A 19,708-nucleotide genomic window follows, 5' to 3' on the forward strand; every position below is an offset into this window, starting at 1 on the left:
TCGTCTATGTTTTGCGGGAGAGTACGCAATGTCAGTTTTACAGAGTTACATCGCAGGCCAGTGGTTCGGAAAGGCCGAATCCAAAGCGCTTATTAGCGCCATTAACGGCACAACCGTTGCGCATACCCACCAAGAAGAGATCAACTTCCGTGAAGCGGTGGCGTATGCCCGCAACACCGGTGTGAAAAATATGCTTGCACTGGATTTCCAGCAACGGGCCGCCATCCTTAAAGCGCTGGCCGCCTATATCCAAGAGCGTAAGCGTGAGCTCTATGCCATCTCTCACCACACTGGCTGCACCAAGGCCGATTCCTGGATCGACATCGACGGTGGTTTTGGCACCCTGTTTACCTACGCCTCCACTGGCCGCAAGGAACTGCCCTCCGGCAATGTGGCCCATGAAGGCCCGGTGACTCAGCTAGGAAAAGAGAACCACTTCAATGGCACCCATATACTGGTGCCCCGCCGCGGCGTCTCTGTACACATCAATGCGTTTAACTTTCCCATATGGGGCATGCTGGAGAAGTTCGCACCCGCCTTTTTGGCAGGCATGCCGTGTATCTTCAAACCGGCAACCGCCACTAGCTACTTGACCGAAGCAGCCGTGCGCGTCATCAACGACTCAGGCCTGCTGCCGGAAGGAGCGCTGCAACTGGTTATCGGCGGAGCCGGTGACTTACTGGATCATCTGGAAGAGCAGGACTTTGTCACCTTCACCGGCTCGGCAAGCACCGCCCTGAAGCTGAAAAGCCACCCTAACATCATGGCGAAGAGCATCCCGTTCAACGCCGAGGCGGACTCGCTCAACAGCGCCATCATGACCCCGGATGTTAGCCCGGAAGACGAAGAGTTCGAAATCTTTGCCAAAGAAGTGGTCAAGGAGATGACCGCCAAGGCAGGTCAGAAATGTACCGCGATCCGCCGAATTTTAGTGCCTACCGAGCATCTGGATGCATTGGCGAACACACTTAAGTCGCGGCTTGCCAACATTGTGGTCGGTGATCCTCATGAAGAAGGCGTACGTATGGGCGCGCTCTCTTCCCGTGACCAATTGAGAGACGTTAACCACGCAATTGAACAACTGCTAGAGACTAGTGAGTGCGTCTTCGGCAGAGACGGCAGCTTCAAGCCTGTCGGCCAGGGTGTTGAAAACGGCGCCTTCATTACTCCCCACTTGCTGATCAATCGTAACCCGTTGAACGACGGCGGCGCTCACGACATTGAAGCCTTTGGCCCCGTCGCGACGCTAATGCCCTACAGCAGCATCGACGAAGCCCTGACCATCGCCGCCAAGGGCAAGGGCAGCTTAGTGACCACGCTGACCACGAAAGACCCTGCCATTGCGGCTGAAATGATCCCCATTCTGGCCGCCCAGCACGGCCGCCTGCAGATTCTGGATGCTCAGGCGTCAAAGGAATCCACTGGCCACGGCTCTCCGCTACCGATGCTCAAGCATGGCGGGCCCGGCCGCGCAGGCGGTGGCGAGGAACTCGGCGGCATTCGTGCGGTTCACCACTATCTACAGCGCACCGCCATCCAGGGCTCTCCGAGCATGCTCGCGGCAGTCACAAAGGAATATGTGCGTGGCGCCAAGGTGATCGAGACTGACGTCCACCCGTTCCGCCGCCATTTCGACGACCTGCAGGTTGGGGAGTCACTGTTAACCCACCGCCGCACCGTCACTGAAGCCGACATCGTCAATTTTGGCTGCCTTTCCGGCGACCACTTCTATATGCACTTCGACGACATTGCCGCCAAAGAGACCCAGTTCGGCCAGCGCATTGCCCACGGCTACTTTGTGCTGTCTGCCGCTGCGGGTCTATTCGTTTACCCAGGCGAAGGCCCCGTACTGGCTAACTACGGCCTGGATACACTGCGCTTTATTACACCTGTGTTGGTCGGCGACACTATCCGCGCCCGCCTAACCTGCAAGCGCAAGATTGATCAGGGCCGAACTTCTCCCGATGGGCACCCACAAGGCGTGGTGATGTGGGACGTAGCGGTGACCAATCAAAACGATGAACTGGTCGCCAGCTACGACATTCTAACGCTGGTGGCCAAGCGGCAGTAACGCCTCAGCCGATACAGCCAGACAAAAAAGTAATACAAAAAACGGCTGACAGGGCGCTTACCCTGTCAGCCGTTTGTTTAGCAAGGACGTTAATAGCACCGTATTAATAGCGTAGCTTTAATACAGTAACTGCGGCAGAAAAAGCACGATCGCTGGGAATATAAGTACGAGCAGTGCGCGTATGGTACCGGCGACCCAGAAAGGCGTAACGCCGCGGAAGATAGTGCCTGTTGATACGTCCGGTAATACAGCCCGCAATACGAACACATTCATACCGACAGGGGGCGTTATCAAACTAATCTCAATGACGATAACCACCAGTATGCCAAACCACACCAAATCATAGCCAAGCCCCGCCACGACCGGGAAGAAGACCGGCACGGTCAGCAGCATCATCGACATGCTTTCGAATACACAGCCTAACAGTACGTAAATGGCCAAGATAACGAGAATTACCACGAAGGGGGCCACGTTCAGCCCGGTGACCAACGCCAGGAGGTCATTGGGAAGCCCCGCGCGGTTAATGAAATTAGCAAAGATTAGCGCCGTCAACACCACCGCAAACAGCATCGCTGTTGTTCGCACAGTGTCCATCAGGACATTCATGAGTATCGTCGGCGTCAAAGCACGCTTGAGCAGCGCAATCACAAAGGCACCCATTGCGCCAATACCCGCCGCTTCGGTTGGGGTGAATATACCCAAATAGATGCCGCCGATAACCAATACGAACAGCGCCAGGGTGCTCCCCACATTTTTTAGGGCCGAAAGGCGCTCGTTCCAGGGTACTTTTTCGGCCGCTGGCCCAGCGCTGGGATCACGCCACAGAACCCACTTAACCGCGCCGAGATACATCACAATGCCCAATATGCCGGGAATAAAGCCCGCTGCAAACAGTTCACGGATACTGGTCTCAGTAATGATGCCGTAGATCACCAGCATCACGCTGGGAGGAATCAGTATCCCAAGGGTTCCGCCCGCTGCAATGGAGGCTGCCGCCAGCGAGTCCTTGTAGCCGTACTTGCGCATCTGGGGCATGGCAACACGCCCCATAGTGGCGCAGGTCGCAAGACTCGACCCACAAATAGCACTAAAACCACCACAAGCCACGATGGTGGCCATCGCCTGACCGCCCTTACGGTGTCCAAGAAAACCATTGGAGGCCCGGAATAGCGCATCAGAGAGCCCAGCATGGGACACCAAGTTACCCATCAAGATAAACAGTGGTATCACCGATAGACCGTAGTCCCTAGCGGTGTCGACTACCCGGCGCGACGCCATGGCTTCAGCCGCGTTCCAGTTACCGGTCAGGTAGTAGAAACCCACAAAACCCACGATCCCCATGGCAAAAGCCAGAGGCATGCGCAGGAATACCAATATCAACAGCGCTGCAAACCCATAAAGTGCTTCAATCATGCTTATCTCCCTGGCTGACTGGGCCACCGCACTTAATCACACCCACGCCTTCTAGGAGGTAACTCACCGCTCGACCGAGGGTGAGTAGAGCGGAAAGAAACAGCATGATGGCAATCAGGTAAATAAGGTAACCATCGGGAATGCGTAGAAACTCAGTGACATCGCCCCACTCGAAAGCACGCACGCCAAGTGCCCAAACCCGTGTAGCGATCACCCATAAAGCCACGGCGATAATTAAGTTGACGATCATCTGGCGCAGCCATATCCAGCGCACAGGGAATATGGCATCCAAGAGATCCACGCTAACGTGCTCTTCACGCCAGCATGCTACTGGCAGTGACAAGAACACCACAGCGGCCAGCATCTGCTGGGTCAACTCGACGGTTCCAAGGATAGGTAAATTAAAGAAATAACGGCCTACTACATCAGCAGTCGTCAGCAGCATCAAGGCAAAGAGGGTGGCACCCGCCACCCCCTCCAGCGCCAGCTGCATGACCCTACCGACATTTGACCAGCGAGACGTCAGGATCTGCATAGTCGCCCTCCACTTGGCGAAGGGTAATTATGATTGTGGCACTAAGGATGCCACGCTCTCTTGTGTAGCAGCTTCTTCAAGCTGTTGGTGGAAGTAATCAAGCGCAGCCTGAGCATCGACACCCCGTTCACTTACGTTCTCGGACCAGGTGTCAACCAGGTCATTACTGATACCGCGCAGCGTCTCAAGATCTTCGTCGCCAAGGGCTGTAAAGGTATGACCCTGCTCTTCGGCGAACTCGACGCCCCGCTCATCGGATACATCCATCATGTAGCCAAACAGTCGCGATAACCGCTCACCCGAGACGTCTTCCACAGCGGCACGATCTTCTGCAGACATCTCATCCCAGATACTCGGATTCACTACAATGGTGAAGCTGCCTCGATAAAAGCCCCCATCCACCGTCAGGGTATAGGGAAATACCTCGGCTACCCGAAAGCTTCTAAGGCCTTCCGGCACCAGCATAGCGCCATCAATAACGCCCTGAGAGCCAGCTTCATAGACCCCGGTTGGCGGCAAAGCCACGCCGGTCAGATTAAGGGCATTAGAGAGATCTCCCATGACCCCGCCGCCGACGCGAATGCGCTCGTTCTCTAAATCAGCAAGAGTTTGGTACTGCTCACGACTAAAGATCCAACCCGGGCCATGTACCCCCGCAGCCAGCACATCAACGCCGCGATGCTCATCAGCTTGGGCTAAATGCTCCTGATGCGTATACCAATAAGCAGCAGAGGCGTTCTCCGAGGAGAAGTCTTCAAAGGTAGGAAATTCGGGTAACTGAGTGGCCAGAAAACGCCCTGCGTTATAGCCATGGAACACCCAAGTGGCATCAGCAATGCCATCGGCGACCATCTCCATCTGGGAGGCGGGAGGCCCAAGATCGTGTACAACGTCAACGGTCACGCGCCCGTCAGTGGCTTCTTCAATCCATGCTTTCCATGTTGGCCATACCATGGTGTTGATGCCGTGATTGGGACCAGCCCAGGTACTCACGGTGATTGTCGTTTGTGCAAAGGCGGAGGTGCTCAGCGTTGCGGCGGCAATAGCGCCGATCATCAGGTTTGTTGTTTTATTCACTTCTCTTTCCTCTGGTCGTCACGAACTGGGTAAAGCGCTCATCGTTTTTGTTGAATGATGTTGATAAGCCATGCGTGCGGTGAGTGAGATTGCTAGTTAATCACTCATTGCGCCTAACGTGATACTTTATTATTGAAATATATAAATTATACGAATCATGTTATTCATCACAATGCCTTTAGATACGTGGATCATGCAACGATCCATCAACTAATAGATTCTAATACTTAAGTATTAACTTACATTATTAACTTAAACTACAAACACTTACACCAAAAACATTGTTTCTTCGTGTGACTATCAATGGCTATATGGGGTTATTTTTCGCCCATTCTTTTGTTACACAAATCTTATCTATCGATACACTAACGACACACCACCGGCAAAAATGCGATCTGTCACCTGGGCTCGACTTCCCAGCATCAAGCCTCTAGCCAATTCTCTCCAGTTGCCGTTCAAGCTTGCGCATTGTATTAAGCAGATCACGATATTCACCAACGCTCAGGGTCGACACCAGGCCGGCCTCCCACGCCTGGGCTTCGGGCACTAACTTATTGAGTAGCGCTTGTCCGGCGTCCGTCAGTTGCAAGTCATGTAGTCGCTGATCCTGCTGTGAGGGCGTGCGGCTTATCAGTCCACGGTCTTCCAGTGACTGAATAGCGCGAGACACGCGAGCCTTATCCATATTGGTGTAAGCGCAGACCTTCTTAGCGGTTAAATCATCACAGTGGCTAAGCCAGGCAAGCACACGCCACTGGGCAATATTGAGTTCATAAGACTCGGCATAAAGCTTCTCTAACGCCTGGCTGATTCGGTCAGCTAAACGGTTAAGCTGATAGGGTAAAAATTGGTTGAGATCCAGCTCTACCCTGGCTGAAGATTCCAGTGACACATCGCCGTCTGCTTTATCCATCGTCATTTTGTTTCTCCTAAAGCCACCGTTTATCAGAAGTGGTGATGACCAAAATCCGCACGATAGCTGGGAATGTAGGCTCCAGCAATGCACCTATCATAAGGTGGAACAGTGCCGACAGATACTCTCCCTTGCAACCAATTTCACGATTTTATTTATTATACTTAAGTATTAATTTGCAATAATCACCTGATTTATTAAGAATTATCGTCAATACGATGCAAAAGACAGAGTGATTCGTCCATGAAACATTGGACATTTAGTTTCATTAGAAACTATCCTTCAAGCACACAACAATTCAATGAATACCTGAATCACCCTGATAGCACCGGAGATATCATGAGCAAGAAATTCGCGTCCCATGCCGATACCGAAGAGAAGAAGATCAGCTTCACCAAGCTGGCAGAAGGGCTCTATGCTTACACTGCTGAAGGTGACCCCAATACGGGCATCGTGATTGGCGATGACAGCGTGATGGTTATCGACACCCAGGCAACGCCCGTCATGGCTCAGGATGTCATCCGCCGTATCCGCGAAGTGACTGACCTACCGATTAAGCATGTGGTAATGACCCATTACCATGCCGTGCGTGTTCTCGGCGCTTCCGCGTACGATGCAGAGAATATCTACGCTAGCCAGAACACTTATGACCTGATCAACGAACGTGGTCAGCAAGACTATGAGTCAGAAGTCGGTCGTTTCCCTCGCCTGTTCAAGGGTGTGGACTCTGTGCCTGGCTTAACCTGGCCAAACATAGTTTTTCAAGAGAAGCTGACGGTTTACATGGGTGAGCGTGAGGTACAGATCATCCACCTTGGCCGCGGACATACCAAGGGCGATACCGTCGTCTGGCTGCCGAAGGAAAAAGTAATGTTTTCCGGTGACCTCGTTGAGTATGGCGCCACCCCTTACACCGGTGACGCTTACCACGAGGACTGGCCTGCCACGCTTGATCGCCTGCAATCCATGCAGCCCCAAAAGCTAGTGCCTGGCCGCGGTGATGCACTGCAAACTGCCGAACAGTGCCAGGAAGCCATTCAGGGCACTCGCGACTTCCTAAATGATATGTATGGAAGTGTTAAAGCGGGCAAGGCGGCGGGCAAGTCTCTCTCCGAGTGTTACGCCGAGACCTACGCGGTACTTAAGCTGAAGTATGGTCACTGGGTCATCTTCGATCACTGTGTGCCTTTCGATATCACTCGCTGCTATGACGAAGCAGGCGGCGAGTACCCGGATCCCCGCATCTGGACGGCAGAACGCGATACCGCTATGTGGCACTCGCTACAGGACGCCGTCGAAAATCAGTAAGTGCCACCAGTGACACCCACTGATCATGCCCAGCAGTCGGGTGTCACGCACCCGACGCTGAACGGGAGCAAATAGATGCCAACAACCTATAAAAATCCTGTCTATCCTTATCGGCGCCCGCCTGAACTCGATATTCAAGAAGTTCGCCACTATCCGGTAGTGATTGTCGGAGCGGGACCTAGCGGCCTCGCCGCCGCCATCGACTTGGCTCAGCAAGGCGTTAATTCGATTCTTCTGGACGATAACAACACCGTTAGCGTGGGGTCGCGGGCCCTGTGTTTTGCTAAACGTTCGCTGGAAATTGTAGACCGCCTGGGTTGCGTCGAGCCGATGCTTGCAAAAGGCGTCACCTGGCAGCACGGTCGCGTCTTCTTCCAGGATCGCGAGGTCTACGGCTTCAACCTGCTGCCAGAAGACGGCCACCGTATGCCCGCCTTTATTAACTTGCAGCAGTATTACTTTGAAGAGTTTCTGGTCAACCGCACTCACGACTTTCCAGAGCAAATTGACCTTCGTTGGAAACATAAGGTCATTGATGTCGATGCTCAGCCTGAGTGCTCCGCCATCAAGGTCTCTACCCAAGACGGTGATTACCAGCTGACTTGTGACTACCTCCTCGTCTCGGATGGAGCTAACAGCCGAATCCGAGACATACTGGGCCTTGAGTGCAAAGGCCAAGTATTTCAGGACAGATTCCTGATTGCTGATGTGGTGATGAAGGCCGACTTCCCTACAGAACGCTGGTTTTGGTTTGACCCGCCCTTTCATCCCAATCAGTCAGTCCTGCTGCACAAAGAACCGGACAATGTGTGGCGTATCGACTTTCAATTAGGATGTGATGCTGACCCGGAAGAAGAAAAGAAAGAAGAGAACATTCGCCCACGAGTTCAGGCAATGCTTGGCCAAGACGTGGAGTTCGAGCTTGAGTGGGCCAGTGTCTACACCTTCCGCTGCCGTAAGATGGATAATTTCATTCACCATAGCGTGATATTCATAGGTGACGCGGCTCATCAGGTATCCCCCTTTGGCGCCAGGGGCGCCAATGGTGCCCTACAGGGTGTGGATAATTTAGTGTGGAAACTAGCCCGCGTTCTCAAACAGCAGGCGCCAAAAACGCTTTTGTCCACCTACAACACTGAGCGCCAGCATGGCGCGGCAGAGAACATCCTTAACTCGACCCGCGCCACTGATTTTATTACCCCGAAGAGCCATATCAGCCAAGTGTTCCGAGATGTGACGCTGGAGCTGGCTGAGAAACATGCCTTCGCACGTAGCCTGGTCAACAGCGGTCGCCTTTCCATGCCCTGCCGCTATGACACCTCACCGCTCAATACACCCGATGTTAATGGTGGCCCGAGAGAACTGCGCCCCGGCAGCCCGGCCAAGGACGCTCCCATTCGATTGAGAGAAGAGAACGCCTGGCTACTCAATCAATTTGGCGATGGCTTTGTGTTGTTACTCGACGGCCGCTTTGAGGATGGACACACCGACACGCTTGCCGCGCCGTTGAAAGAGCTGTTAGGCCGTCGCACTGATTTAAGCCTGGTGGTCGTTGGCCCAGCAACGGATGAGCTTAGCGCTCTACCGCGCACAACCATCGTAGACGATTCCGAGGGGCTAGTGACACAACGATATGGCCTGAAAGCAGGTGGCGGGTACCTTATTCGCCCTGATCAACACGTTGCTGCCCGCTGGCACGCCATCATGGCCCGCAGGGTTGAAGACGCATTAGACCGCGCGCTGGGCGTTTATCTTGCGGGTGCCGCTGACACTACCTTCCAGGAAAGCTGCCATGCCAAGGCTTGAGCTGAATTCGAACTTCACTGATCCAGACGCCTTTTACGCTGCGCTCACGGCGCTACATCGCGACCGCAGCGAAACAGAGAGCGAGCGCATCAATGCACGCCTGATTCTCTTACTTGCTAATCACATCGGCGATCAAACCGTGCTTGAAGAAGCGATTTCCCATGCGGTTGGTGATGGCGATCAATAGCCGCGCCCCTTGGTTTATCAACATACAGTTTTATAAAAATATAGCTTTATCAAAATAACGTTCCAATAAAGCAGGTCTTAACAATGAATGAACAATTGAAATATCAAAATGGATTTCATAATCACTTTTCAACCGAAGCGCTGCCGGGTGCACTGCCGATTGGGCAAAACTCACCTCAACGCTGTGCTTATGGCTTGTACGCTGAACAACTAACCGGTTCCGCATTCACAGCGCCACGTCATCAAAACTTTCGCAGTTGGCTTTACCGCATTCGCCCTTCTGTCGTTCAGAGCGCTTACCAGCCACTAGAAAATAACAACGTACACACGGCCCCGTTAAACAAGCCAGCGGCGGATCCTAACCAGATGCGCTGGGATCCCGTTTCATTACCTAATGAACCGACTGATTTTATCGATGGCTTGTTTACCATTGCGGTGAACGGCGATGCGGGTACTCAAGCGGGCGTGGGCGTGCATGTCTACACCTTTAATAAGGACATGACCGAGCGGTTTTTTTACAACGCCGATGGAGAACTGCTTTTCGTTCCGCAAATGGGGGCCATTCTTCTACGTACCGAATTTGGTGACATTGAGATCGATAACGGTGAAATTGCCGTCATTCCTCGCGGTGTGAAATTCCAAGTGCGTAAAGCTCAGGGTGTTGAGGCTGCACGGGGGTATATTTGCGAGAACTACGGTAGTCCTTTAGAGCTGCCCGGCCTCGGCCCTATCGGGGCTAACGGCCTAGCAAACCCGCGTGACTTCCAAAGCCCTGTGGCAGCCTACGAAGACCTCGAAGGCGACTACCGCTTAGTGGCTAAGTTCTCTGGTCGTTTCTGGGAGACAAAACTAAACCACTCGCCGTTAGATGTGGTGGCGTGGCACGGCAACTGCGCGCCTTATAAATATAATCTTGCCAACTTTAACACCATCAATACGGTTAGCTTCGATCATCCGGACCCGTCAATCTTCACCGTATTGACGTCACCCTCCGATACACCGGGAATGGCTAATATTGATTTTGTGATTTTTCCGCCACGCTGGATGGTTGCCGAGAACACCTTTAGACCGCCCTGGTTCCATCGCAATCTAATGAGCGAGTTTATGGGGCTTATTCATGGCGAGTACGATGCAAAAGCTGAAGGCTTCACCCCTGGCGGCGCCAGTCTACATAACTCAATGTCGCCCCACGGCCCCGATGCTGAGACCTTTGAAAAGGCCTCCAACGCTGAGCTTAAGCCCCACTTCATAGGCGATACACTGGCCTTCATGTTTGAAAGCCGCTACTTCTTTCACCCGACCCCTGCGGCACTGAATGCTGACTTCCGTCAACGTGATTATGTGGATGTTTGGTCGACGCTGCGCTCCCACTTCAACCCAAGCCAGCCCTGAACCCTATACCACCCTGACGACAAGGATTGAATCACTATGAAACTGGCAACACTTAAGCAGGGCCGCGACGGAGAACTCATCATCGTCTCGCGTGACCTCTCCCGCGCTGTGAGCGCCGTTGATATTGCTCCCACACTTCAGGCTGCCCTTGAGAACTGGGAAGCGGTTAGCTCTCAGCTTGAAGAGCGCTATGCTCAGCTTAACAGTGGTGGTACTGAAAGCGCTTTTAAGCTTGATCAAAGTGCGTTGCACTCCCCGTTACCGCGTGCCTATCAGTGGGCTGACGGCTCCGCCTATCTGAACCATGTCCAGCTGGTACGCCAGGCGCGTAATGCCGAGATGCCTGACACCTTCTGGACAGACCCGCTCATGTATCAGGGCGGTAGCGACTGCTTCTTGGCACCCACCGACGATATTGAGGCGGTTAGTGAAGAGCATGGCATCGACTTTGAAGGCGAGATCGCGGTCATTACGGGTGACGTACCGATGGCAGTATCCCCCGTGGAAGCCGCCAAGCACATTAAGCTAGTGATGCTGGTCAACGACGTGAGTCTGCGTGGTCTGATTCCAGGTGAACTCGCAAAGGGGTTCGGTTTTTTCCAAGCAAAGCCCGCCTCTTCGTTCTCGCCCATTGCGGCGACCCCAGATGAACTGGGCGATGCCTGGCAGGATGGTAAAGTGAACCTGCCACTGACCGTGCACTTGAATGGCGAGAAGTTTGGCGAGCCAGAAGCCGGGCCAGATATGATTTTTAACTTTCCACAGCTGGTGGCCCATGCGGCTAAGACCCGCTATCTCGGTGCCGGCGCTGTCATTGGTTCAGGCACCGTTTCCAACCCAGACCCCGACGGCGGCCCTGGAAAGCCGGTGGCTGACGGTGGCGTTGGCTATAGCTGTCTAGCCGAAGTGCGCATGGTGGAGCAGATACTGTACGGCCAAGTAAAAACCCCTTTTATGCGTTTTGGCGACCGGGTTCGTATCGAGATGTTCGACCGCGATGGCAACAACATATTTGGTACGATCGATCAGCAAGTAGTGCAGTACCAGCCCAAATAAAGGAAGGCAACATGACGACGCTTTACGGCTATTTCCGCTCGTCGGCTGCTTACCGGGTGCGTATTGCCTTAAACCTTAAGGGACTGGATTATGACCAGATCCCGGTCAACCTGGTGAAAGGTGAGCAACGGGGTGACGACCACCTGATGCGCAACCCTCAGGGGCTGGTGCCTAGCCTGGTGTTGGACGATAGCTCGGTGATTAACCAGTCACTGGCGATCTGCGAGTATCTCGATGAAGTACATCCCGAGCCTGCCCTGCTGCCGATTAACGCGTTAGAACGGGCGCGGGTTCGTGCGCTCGCTCAGTCGGTGGCCTGCGAGATTCACCCACTCAACAACCTGAGGGTACTCAAGTATTTAGTGAGAGAAATGGGAGCGGATGAAGCGGCTAAGCTAGCCTGGTACCACCACTGGATTGCCGAGGGTTTCACCGCTCTGGAAGCAACGCTCTCCAATGCCCCCAGCAGTGGAGATTTTTGCCATGGCGACACCCCTACGCTTGCGGATATATGCCTGATTCCCCAGGTGTACAACGCGGAACGTTTCGAGTGTGATTTGTCAGCCTATCCGACGATTCAGCGTATCGCTGCCAATTGTCGTTCACTGCCAGCCTTCGAAAAGGCAGCACCAGAGGTGCAGCCTGACGCCAGCTAAGTCAAGCTATACTAAGCAGGCTAACATAAGCGGGCGTCTTTCCATTCGGGAAGGCGCCCGCCTCGTGTCCGAAGGGGCATCACGTCCAACCATAAGGAGTTAAGGGGTGCTAAAGCTGCCCTCTACCGCCACCGTCGTGGCCCTGGCTGCAGTGACTGCGCTCGGCCCGCTGGCGACGGATATGTACTTGCCAGCCATGCCCGCCATGGCAGAAGCGCTGAATACTGGCCCAGACCGAATACAGCTGACCCTTAGCCTCTATATGGCTGGATTCGCTCTGGCCCAACTATTGTGCGGGCCAATCTCTGATCGCTTTGGCCGCCGCCCGGTGATGATCGCAGGGTTATCGCTGTTTCTAGCTGCGAGCCTACTGTGTGCCTGGGCGCCTAGCGTCGAGTGGTTACTGGCAGGCCGCTTTTTGCAGGCCTTCGGCGGTGCTGCTGGACCGGTATTAGCACGGGCAGCGGTACGTGATATTCATGGCCCCATCGAGGCCGGACGTATCCTCGCCTATATGGCAAGTACCATGGCGCTCGCCCCTGCTCTGGCCCCTGTGGTAGGCGCGGGGTTACTGCTGTTTTTTGGCTGGGAATCGGTGTTCGTGGTGCTGGCGCTCTACGCGGCAGTGATGCTGGCGGTGCTGATACTTATGCTGCCCGAGCCGTTGGCGAAGGAGCGGCGGCAATCGATCCACCCGAAATCCGTACTGGCTAACTTTCGCTTACTACTGACTCAGCGTGCCTTTATTGGCTACACCTTGGTGAATGCTGCCGCGTTCTCCGGGTTATTCGCGTACCTTTCTGGCTCATCTTTTGTGCTCATCGAGTACATGGGCGTCGCCCCTACCCTTTATGGCGTGCTGTTCACGCTGATTGTCGCGGGCTTCTTCGTCGGGACGCTGGTCAGCGGCCGATATAGCCACCGCTTGGGTCGTGATCGCCTCATTACCCTGGGCACCGTAATCTGCGCAACTGGGGGCCTCGTCATGGCGGGCTTGGCTGCCGTTGGCGTCCATCACCCCTGGGCGGTGGTGGGCCCCCATATAGTGTTTATGCTGGGGGTGGGCATTTTGATGCCACAAACAATGGCCGGTGCACTGGCGCCCAACCCTCAATGTGCAGGCGCGGCATCTTCCTTGTTTGGTTTTCTGCAAATGACAATTGCCGCTGTGGTAGGTGGATTAGTCGGGCAATTCCACGACGGCAGCTCGCGCACCATGGCCTTGACGATCGGGCTGATGGGGCTACTCGCCTTGCTAAGCCACTGGCTGCTGGTATGCCGCCGAAAAGAGGCTTAGTGGGTCGTTGTATAGATGCATAGCAAAAGGCCACGCATTGCGTGGCCTTTCATACCTATATGGATCGCCTCAAGCAGCTTCGACAGCGATGGTCTTCGAGCGACCTTCACGTAGCTCCTTCAGCAACGTCTCACGACGCTCGTTAGCTTTCTCAGCGGCAGTTTCGCGAACGGGTCCGAAACCACGAATCTCTTCCGGCAGCTTAGCAAGCGCTAATGCCGTGGCGTGATTCGTGCCATCAAGACGTGCCACTAACTCATCAATCAACTGCTCGTAATCAGCCAATAAGGCGCGGTCGAGCTTGCGGTCGGCGCTGAAGCGGAAAGGATCGAGAGCCGTGTTGCGCAAACCGCGCATCTTTGCCAACGCGCCCATTGCCTTCAGCATCCAGGGGCCGAAGCGGCGCTTCACTGGACGCCCCTGAGCATCCTTACGACCACCTATAAGCGGCGGCGCCAAGTGGAAGGTTAACTGGTAATCACCAGAAAACGTTGCTTTGATCTCATCCAGAAAATCGCTCTGGGTGTAAAGTCGCGCCACTTCATACTCATCTTTATACGCCATCAAACGATAGAGCTGATGAGCAACGGCCTCACTCAGTGATTGGCCACATTTTAGCGCTGTTTCTGCTTCACGCACTTTAGTCACCTGGGTCACGTAACGTTCAGCCCAGGCTCGGTTCTGATAGCGCTCCAGGTGGCGACGATTACGCGCTACCACTTCGTCCAGTGTGGCATTCGCGGACAGTGGCATCTTATCCAGGTGCTGCTGGAGGTAATCGGGTTCCACCGCTGCCAAGCGCCCCCAGGCAAATGCCTGGCGGTTCTTTTCCACTGCGACGCCATTGAGTTCCAGAGCACGCTGCAGCGCAGGCTCAGAAAGCGGCACCAGCCCTTGCTGCCAGGCAAACCCGAGCATCATCATATTGGAGAATACGGTATCCCCTAGCAGCTGTTCAGCCAGGCGATTGGCATCTAGAGAAGCAAAGCGTTCATCTCCTACCGCTTCACGCAACATGTTAAGACGCTTGCTGGGCTGCATATCCGCATCGCGATAAAGCACATAATCCGCTGTGGCTAGCTCGGCCAGATTCGCCACAATACGCGTGGTCGGCTGCAGCACATTCAGCGCTTTCTGAGAACTCGCCACCACCATATCGCAAGCGATCATCGAATCGGCCTGCCCCGCTTCGATACGTACCTGATTAAGCTCACTGGGCTGAGATGCCAAGCGCACATAGCTCAGTACTGCCCCACCTTTTTGCGCAAACCCCATAAAGTCGAGCACGCTGGAGCCCTTGCCTTCCAGGTGTGCCGCCATGGTGATCAGTTGCCCGACGGTCACCACCCCCGTGCCACCAACGCCCCCCACCAGCAAGTCGTAAGGGGCCGTCAAAGTGGCAATGGAGGGGTTAGGCAAATGCGCTATACGTTGCCAAAAGGCGTTATCTGCCGCAACGCCCTGGCCTTTACGCAGCCCACCACCTTCTACAGTGACAAAGCTGGGACAAAAACCACTGACGCAGGACATGTCCTTGTTACAGGAGGACTGGTCGATTTTGCGCTTGCGACCTAGCTCGGTCTCGCGAGGCACCACCGATAAACAGTTGGACTGTACGGAACAATCCCCACAGCCTTCGCAAACATGGTGGTTGATAAACACCCGGCGGGCAGGGTCTTCCAACAGACCGCGCTTGCGCCGACGGCGTTTTTCAGCCGCGCATGCCTGGTCATAAATCAACACCGTACAGCCTGGAATTTCGCGCAGCTCACGCTGCAGCGTATCCATCTCTTCACGGCCGTGGAAGGTAACCCCCTTAGGGAATTCCTTTTCATGTCCCCGGTACTTCTCCGGTTCGTCACTGACCACCATGACCCGGCGAACACCTTCATCCAGCGATTGCCGGGCAATCATCGGGACGCTTATTTGCCCGTCCACGGGTTGACCGCCCGTCATGGCAACAGCGTCGTTGAACAGAATTTTATAGGTAATATTAACGTTAGCAGCCACGGCCTGGCGCACGGCCATTGAGCCCGAGTGAAACCAGGTGCCTTCGCCTAAGTTTTGGAAAATATGGCCATTGCCGGTAAAGCGGCTCTTGCCCACCCAGTTAACGCCTTCACCACCCATCTGAATTAACGATTCGGTGCTGCGATCCATCCACGAGGCCATAAAATGACAGCCGATCCCCGCCAGGGCTTTGCTGCCCTCAGGCACCTTGGTCGAGCTGTTGTGTGGGCAACCGGAGCAGAAATAGGGCATGCGGCGTACACCGCCGAGTTCCTTAACACCTGCTTGGCAAGCATCAACGGTTGCCAGCTTGTCGCTAAAATCAATCTTGAAAAAGCGCTCCAAACGCTCTGCCACGAAGCCTGCCAAGAGACGCGGGCTCAGTTCTCCAACAAAGGGAATCAGTGGTTTGCCGGTTTCATCCTGCTTGCCGGTAACGATTACCTCGCCTGGATGATCGGGTTCCGACATGTACTCCTTCAGCTGACTTTCGATGATGCCGCGTTTTTCTTCAATGACCAGCACCTCGCGCTTACCATGAATAAACTCAAGGATGCCGGGGCGATGGAGCGGCCACACCATCCCGACTTTGTATATTTCTACCCCCATTTCACGCAGCTTCGCTTCATCCAGCCCCAACAAACGCAGCGCCTCAAGTAGATCCAGGTGGCCCTTGCCTGTGGTAACCAGCCCAAAAGTCGCCTGTTCCTGGCGAAATAGGTACTGATCAATCGGGTTGGCCGTGGCAAAGGCCTGAACGGCGGCCAGCTTGTGCTCAAGGCGAGTCTCAAGCTGTGGCCCCGGCAAATCGGGCCAGCGATAGTGCAGCCCGCCTTCCGGCATATCAAAATCCGGCGTTACATATTCCGGCAAAGGTGGCACGTCCACCGATGCGCCACTCTCTACGGTTTCAGAAACGGCTTTGAACCCCACCCAGCAACCTGAGAAGCGTGAAAGTGCATAGCCCCACAGCCCAAAGCGTTCGTATTCCGCCAATGATGCAGGGCTTACGACCGGCATAAACCACGCCATAAAGGCGACATCAGACTGATGTGGCATGGAGGACGACACGCAGCCATGGTCATCACCCGCAACCACCAGCACACCGCCAGTCGGCGAGCTACCGTAGGCATTACCGTGCTTTAAGGCATCGCCCGCGCGATCAACGCCCGGCCCCTTGCCGTACCACATGCCAAACACGCCATCTACTTGCTTATCGGGGTCTGTCTCGACTTGCTGGCAACCCAGCATCATGGTGGCGGCAAGGTCTTCGTTTATAGCAGGGACAAAATCGATGTGGTGCTCTTCCATGGCGGCTTTCGCCCGCCAGATCTCTTGGTCTACACCGCCTAAGGGCGAGCCTCGATAGCCGCTGATGAGTCCTGCCGTATGGCGGCCATTGTGGCAATCAAGCTCGGCTTGGCGTAAGGCGATACGCACCAATGCCTGGGTGCCGGTGAGAAAGACACGGCCTTCTCCGCGGGTATAGCGATCGGCCAGCGCATAGTCATCGAGAAGATTGTCATCGAGTGCAATATCGAGAGGCTGGGCAATAGAACCCGCCTGCTCAGCGATCGAGGGGGTTGTCATGGGAGTTCACCAGTACGGTTGAAGAGTTATGGTTGTAATACGCTTGAGTCTAGCCAAGAGCGCACTAAAGGTGCTTGCTAATTCACTCTTCAAAAGCCTGGTCATTGATCATTACTTTCATTTTTTGAGATTTAACGCAATGATATTCAACAAACCACAAACAAATGAAATGGCACTATGAAAGAAGCGACCAAACTAATCACTTTAGACAGGCATGATCAGCGCATTCTTACCCTGCTTCAGCAACAGGGGCGCATTACCAACAATGAGCTCGCCGAACAGATCGGGCTATCCCCCGCCGCCTGCTGGCGACGTGTAAAGGCTTTGGAAGATAGTGGCGTGATCCGCCGCTTTGCGGCGTTGGTGGAACCCAGCCTGGTGGGCCAGCCACTGTCGGCATTGGTGATGGTGACGTTGGTTCGCCACCACATCGACAACACCGTCGAGTTCGAAAACCGCATCCTGCAATACCCAGAAGTGCTGCAGTGCTATGCCACTACCGGCAACGCGGATTTCGTGCTGCGAGTGGTTATCGAAGACATGGCGGCTTATGACCGCTTTCTGAATGAGAAACTCTTCACCTTGGATGGCATTTCCCAGGTCAATTCCAATTTCGTGCTACGTAATATCAAAGAAGAGACCGCTATTCCGATTCGCTAACAAAACGCTGCTATGTAACGTCAACCGCAACGTTAGCCCACAACTTAAAACAGGAAGTGGCAGGGCAACTGGCAGCAGGCAAACCGGCTCATTGTATCCCTCTAACGTAAAGCGCCCCCATCTGTGGATGGGAGCGCTTCAATCTCTCTATTCAGATCTATTGAGCACTTGTTCCTGAAAAGCTTCAGGAAGCCGGTTGACGTAATCGCGGGCTAGCGAACTCTCCTACCACGGTGATCAGCACCAGCAGTGCTAGCAACCACGGCCACTGAGTACCTATCTGGAGTGTCGCTAGGCCCAGCGTATCAATGAAAATTAACACGATGCCTAATGGGCTGACGTAACGCACCATAAATAGCCACAGTGCATGCTGGGTACGGGAGAGCCCTAGCTCCTCCCTGAATATTTCAGTACGCAGCAGGAAACCTGCCATTAGCGCCATACCCAAACCGCCTAACGGCATCATCCAGCGGGAGGTCAGGTAGTCCAGCCAATCGAAGAAAGTGCGACCTGCAAACGTCCAATCCGCGCCCATGTTGAATGACAGCATTGCCAAGGTACTCACCAACCACAGCACGATACCCACGCCCCACGATGCTCGTTTACGCGTCAGCCCTTTGCTTGCAACAAGCCAGGCGACTGTCGCCTCAATCATCGAAATCGACGACGTAAGCGCAGCCATCGACAGCATGACAAAGAACAGAACGCCAAACAGCGTACCAAACGGCATCGCTTGGAAGGCCAATGGCAAGCTCATGAAGATCAATCCTGGCCCTTGGCCGGGATTCATTCCGTTTGCGAAAATAATCGGGAAAATAGCCAAGCCTGCCATTAGTGCGACAACGGTATCGGCAATGGCCACGCTGAATGTCGTGCGCGCGATGGAGTGCCCTTCTGGCAGGTAAGAGCCGTAGGTAAGAATCGCACCCGATGCGAGCGACAAGGTAAAGAAGGCATGCCCCAGCGCTGCTAATAATCCTTCACTGCTTAACCCTTCGGTATTGAAAGAGAACAGGAAAGACCATGCTTCAGCAAAGCCACCGGAAAAAGCACCGTAGCCGATCAATATACCCAGCATGATCACCATGCCTGGCATCATCCAACTGACACTCTTTTCAATGCCAGCCTGTACGCCTTTGCCGACAATGAACATGGTCAGCACCGTCACTAGCGTGCTCCAAGCACCTAGCGTGAAAGGGTTGGCATTATTAGCGGCGAAAATTGCCGCCATGTCATCGACGCTATTGCCTGCCAGTCCGCCGCTCAGCATTTTCCACAGGTAGGAGAATGACCAGCCAGCGACCACCACATAGAAAGACAAAATCATGAAGCCACAGAGCATGGCCATCCAGCCGAAGATCGACCAGAAGCTACCATGACCCGATTCATGCACCACCCGACGGATAGCATCGATCGGGCTTCCCCTTCCACGGCGGCCGAAGCTGATTTCAGCCATCATGATGGGGACGCCTACCGCTAATATGCAGGCCAGGTAGACCAGCACGAAAGCGCCACCCCCGAACTCGCCCGTGATGTAAGGAAACTTCCAGATATTACCGAGTCCCACTGCAGAACCAGTGGCTGCCAGTACAAATCCCCAGCGGCCCAGCCACAGCGTATTGGGAGGCGTATTTGTCGTTGTCATTGGGAAACCTTATAAATTGATATTGTTTTTTAGGCTATTTATTGATGAGCAGCTAGAACAGCTATGAACCGCCCCGGTTATTCCGGAGACCGG

At 54.3% G+C, this 19,708-nt stretch carries 15 protein-coding genes; 9 read left to right on the plus strand and 6 right to left on the minus strand.

Translation table 11 applies throughout. The features are described 5' to 3' along the window. The first annotated feature begins 28 nt into the window (after positions 1–28). The gene (gene paaZ / locus K7H09_RS08880) at positions 29–2,071 is read left to right on the plus strand and encodes a phenylacetic acid degradation bifunctional protein PaaZ (RefSeq protein ID WP_230804449.1); all 2,043 of its coding nucleotides are present in this window, start codon (positions 29–31) and stop codon (positions 2,069–2,071) included. Between the two features lie 117 nt (positions 2,072–2,188). On the opposite strand, the gene K7H09_RS08885 is transcribed toward paaZ, so the two are convergent. The 4 genes from K7H09_RS08885 to K7H09_RS08900 all read right to left on the minus strand — a co-directional run bounded on the left by K7H09_RS08885 (position 2,189) and on the right by K7H09_RS08900 (position 6,015). Next, positions 2,189–3,484 carry a TRAP transporter large permease gene (locus K7H09_RS08885; protein WP_190374400.1) on the minus strand — a complete coding sequence of 432 codons (1,296 nt, stop codon included), beginning with the start codon at positions 3,482–3,484 and terminating at the stop codon, positions 2,189–2,191. Next, a complete protein-coding gene (locus K7H09_RS08890) occupies positions 3,477–4,019 on the minus strand; it encodes a TRAP transporter small permease (protein WP_022521436.1) in 543 nt (180 codons plus the stop codon). The genes K7H09_RS08885 and K7H09_RS08890 overlap by 8 nt, the downstream gene beginning before the upstream one ends. Positions 4,020–4,046: 27 nt before the next feature. Beyond that, positions 4,047–5,096, minus strand: a complete 1,050-nt coding sequence (locus K7H09_RS08895) for a TRAP transporter substrate-binding protein (RefSeq protein ID WP_190374399.1) — start codon at positions 5,094–5,096, stop codon at positions 4,047–4,049. Positions 5,097–5,526: 430 nt separating this feature from the next. Beyond that, a complete protein-coding gene (locus K7H09_RS08900; RefSeq protein ID WP_022521435.1) occupies positions 5,527–6,015 on the minus strand; it encodes a MarR family winged helix-turn-helix transcriptional regulator in 489 nt (162 codons plus the stop codon). A 333-nt stretch (positions 6,016–6,348) separates the two neighbouring features. Between K7H09_RS08900 and K7H09_RS08905 the strand changes: the two genes are divergently transcribed. From K7H09_RS08905 to K7H09_RS08935, 7 genes are all read left to right on the plus strand, one after another. Then, positions 6,349–7,317, plus strand: a complete 969-nt coding sequence (locus tag K7H09_RS08905; RefSeq protein WP_022521434.1) for an MBL fold metallo-hydrolase — start codon at positions 6,349–6,351, stop codon at positions 7,315–7,317. Between the two features lie 75 nt (positions 7,318–7,392). After that, the gene (locus tag K7H09_RS08910) at positions 7,393–9,123 is read left to right on the plus strand and encodes an FAD-dependent oxidoreductase (RefSeq protein WP_230804450.1); all 1,731 of its coding nucleotides are present in this window, start codon (positions 7,393–7,395) and stop codon (positions 9,121–9,123) included. Then, on the plus strand, positions 9,110–9,310 hold the full coding sequence (locus K7H09_RS08915) for a DUF2783 domain-containing protein (RefSeq protein ID WP_027958349.1): 201 nt from the start codon (positions 9,110–9,112) through the stop codon (positions 9,308–9,310). Before K7H09_RS08910 ends, K7H09_RS08915 begins: the two co-directional genes overlap by 14 nt. Positions 9,311–9,393: 83 nt before the next feature. Continuing rightward, positions 9,394–10,701, plus strand: coding sequence for a homogentisate 1,2-dioxygenase (gene hmgA / locus K7H09_RS08920; protein ID WP_230804451.1), 1,308 nt, complete (start codon positions 9,394–9,396; stop codon positions 10,699–10,701). Between the two features lie 36 nt (positions 10,702–10,737). Next, positions 10,738–11,757, plus strand: a complete 1,020-nt coding sequence (locus K7H09_RS08925; RefSeq protein ID WP_230804452.1) for a fumarylacetoacetate hydrolase family protein — start codon at positions 10,738–10,740, stop codon at positions 11,755–11,757. An 11-nt stretch (positions 11,758–11,768) separates the two neighbouring features. Next, entirely contained in the window at positions 11,769–12,413 is a 645-nt protein-coding gene (maiA, locus tag K7H09_RS08930; protein ID WP_138800684.1) for a maleylacetoacetate isomerase, read from the plus strand. Positions 12,414–12,519: 106 nt separating this feature from the next. Beyond that, positions 12,520–13,710, plus strand: coding sequence for a multidrug effflux MFS transporter (locus tag K7H09_RS08935; RefSeq protein WP_022521428.1), 1,191 nt, complete (start codon positions 12,520–12,522; stop codon positions 13,708–13,710). 69 nt (positions 13,711–13,779) lie between these two features. Here the strand turns inward: K7H09_RS08935 and K7H09_RS08940 are convergent, their stop codons facing one another. After that, positions 13,780–17,310 (minus strand): indolepyruvate ferredoxin oxidoreductase family protein, encoded by a 3,531-nt coding sequence (locus K7H09_RS08940; RefSeq protein WP_230804453.1) that lies wholly within the window; start codon positions 17,308–17,310, stop codon positions 13,780–13,782. A 177-nt stretch (positions 17,311–17,487) separates the two neighbouring features. On the opposite strand from K7H09_RS08940, the gene K7H09_RS08945 reads away from it, so the two are divergent. Continuing rightward, positions 17,488–17,970, plus strand: a complete 483-nt coding sequence (locus K7H09_RS08945) for an Lrp/AsnC family transcriptional regulator (protein ID WP_022521426.1) — start codon at positions 17,488–17,490, stop codon at positions 17,968–17,970. Positions 17,971–18,154: 184 nt separating this feature from the next. On the opposite strand, the gene K7H09_RS08950 is transcribed toward K7H09_RS08945, so the two are convergent. Continuing rightward, positions 18,155–19,615, minus strand: coding sequence for a sodium-dependent transporter (locus K7H09_RS08950; RefSeq protein WP_141440464.1), 1,461 nt, complete (start codon positions 19,613–19,615; stop codon positions 18,155–18,157). Positions 19,616–19,708 lie beyond the last annotated feature (93 nt).

It is taken from the genome of Halomonas sp. IOP_14 (assembly GCF_021021315.1).
GTDB classification, from domain to species: domain Bacteria; phylum Pseudomonadota; class Gammaproteobacteria; order Pseudomonadales; family Halomonadaceae; genus Vreelandella; species Vreelandella titanicae.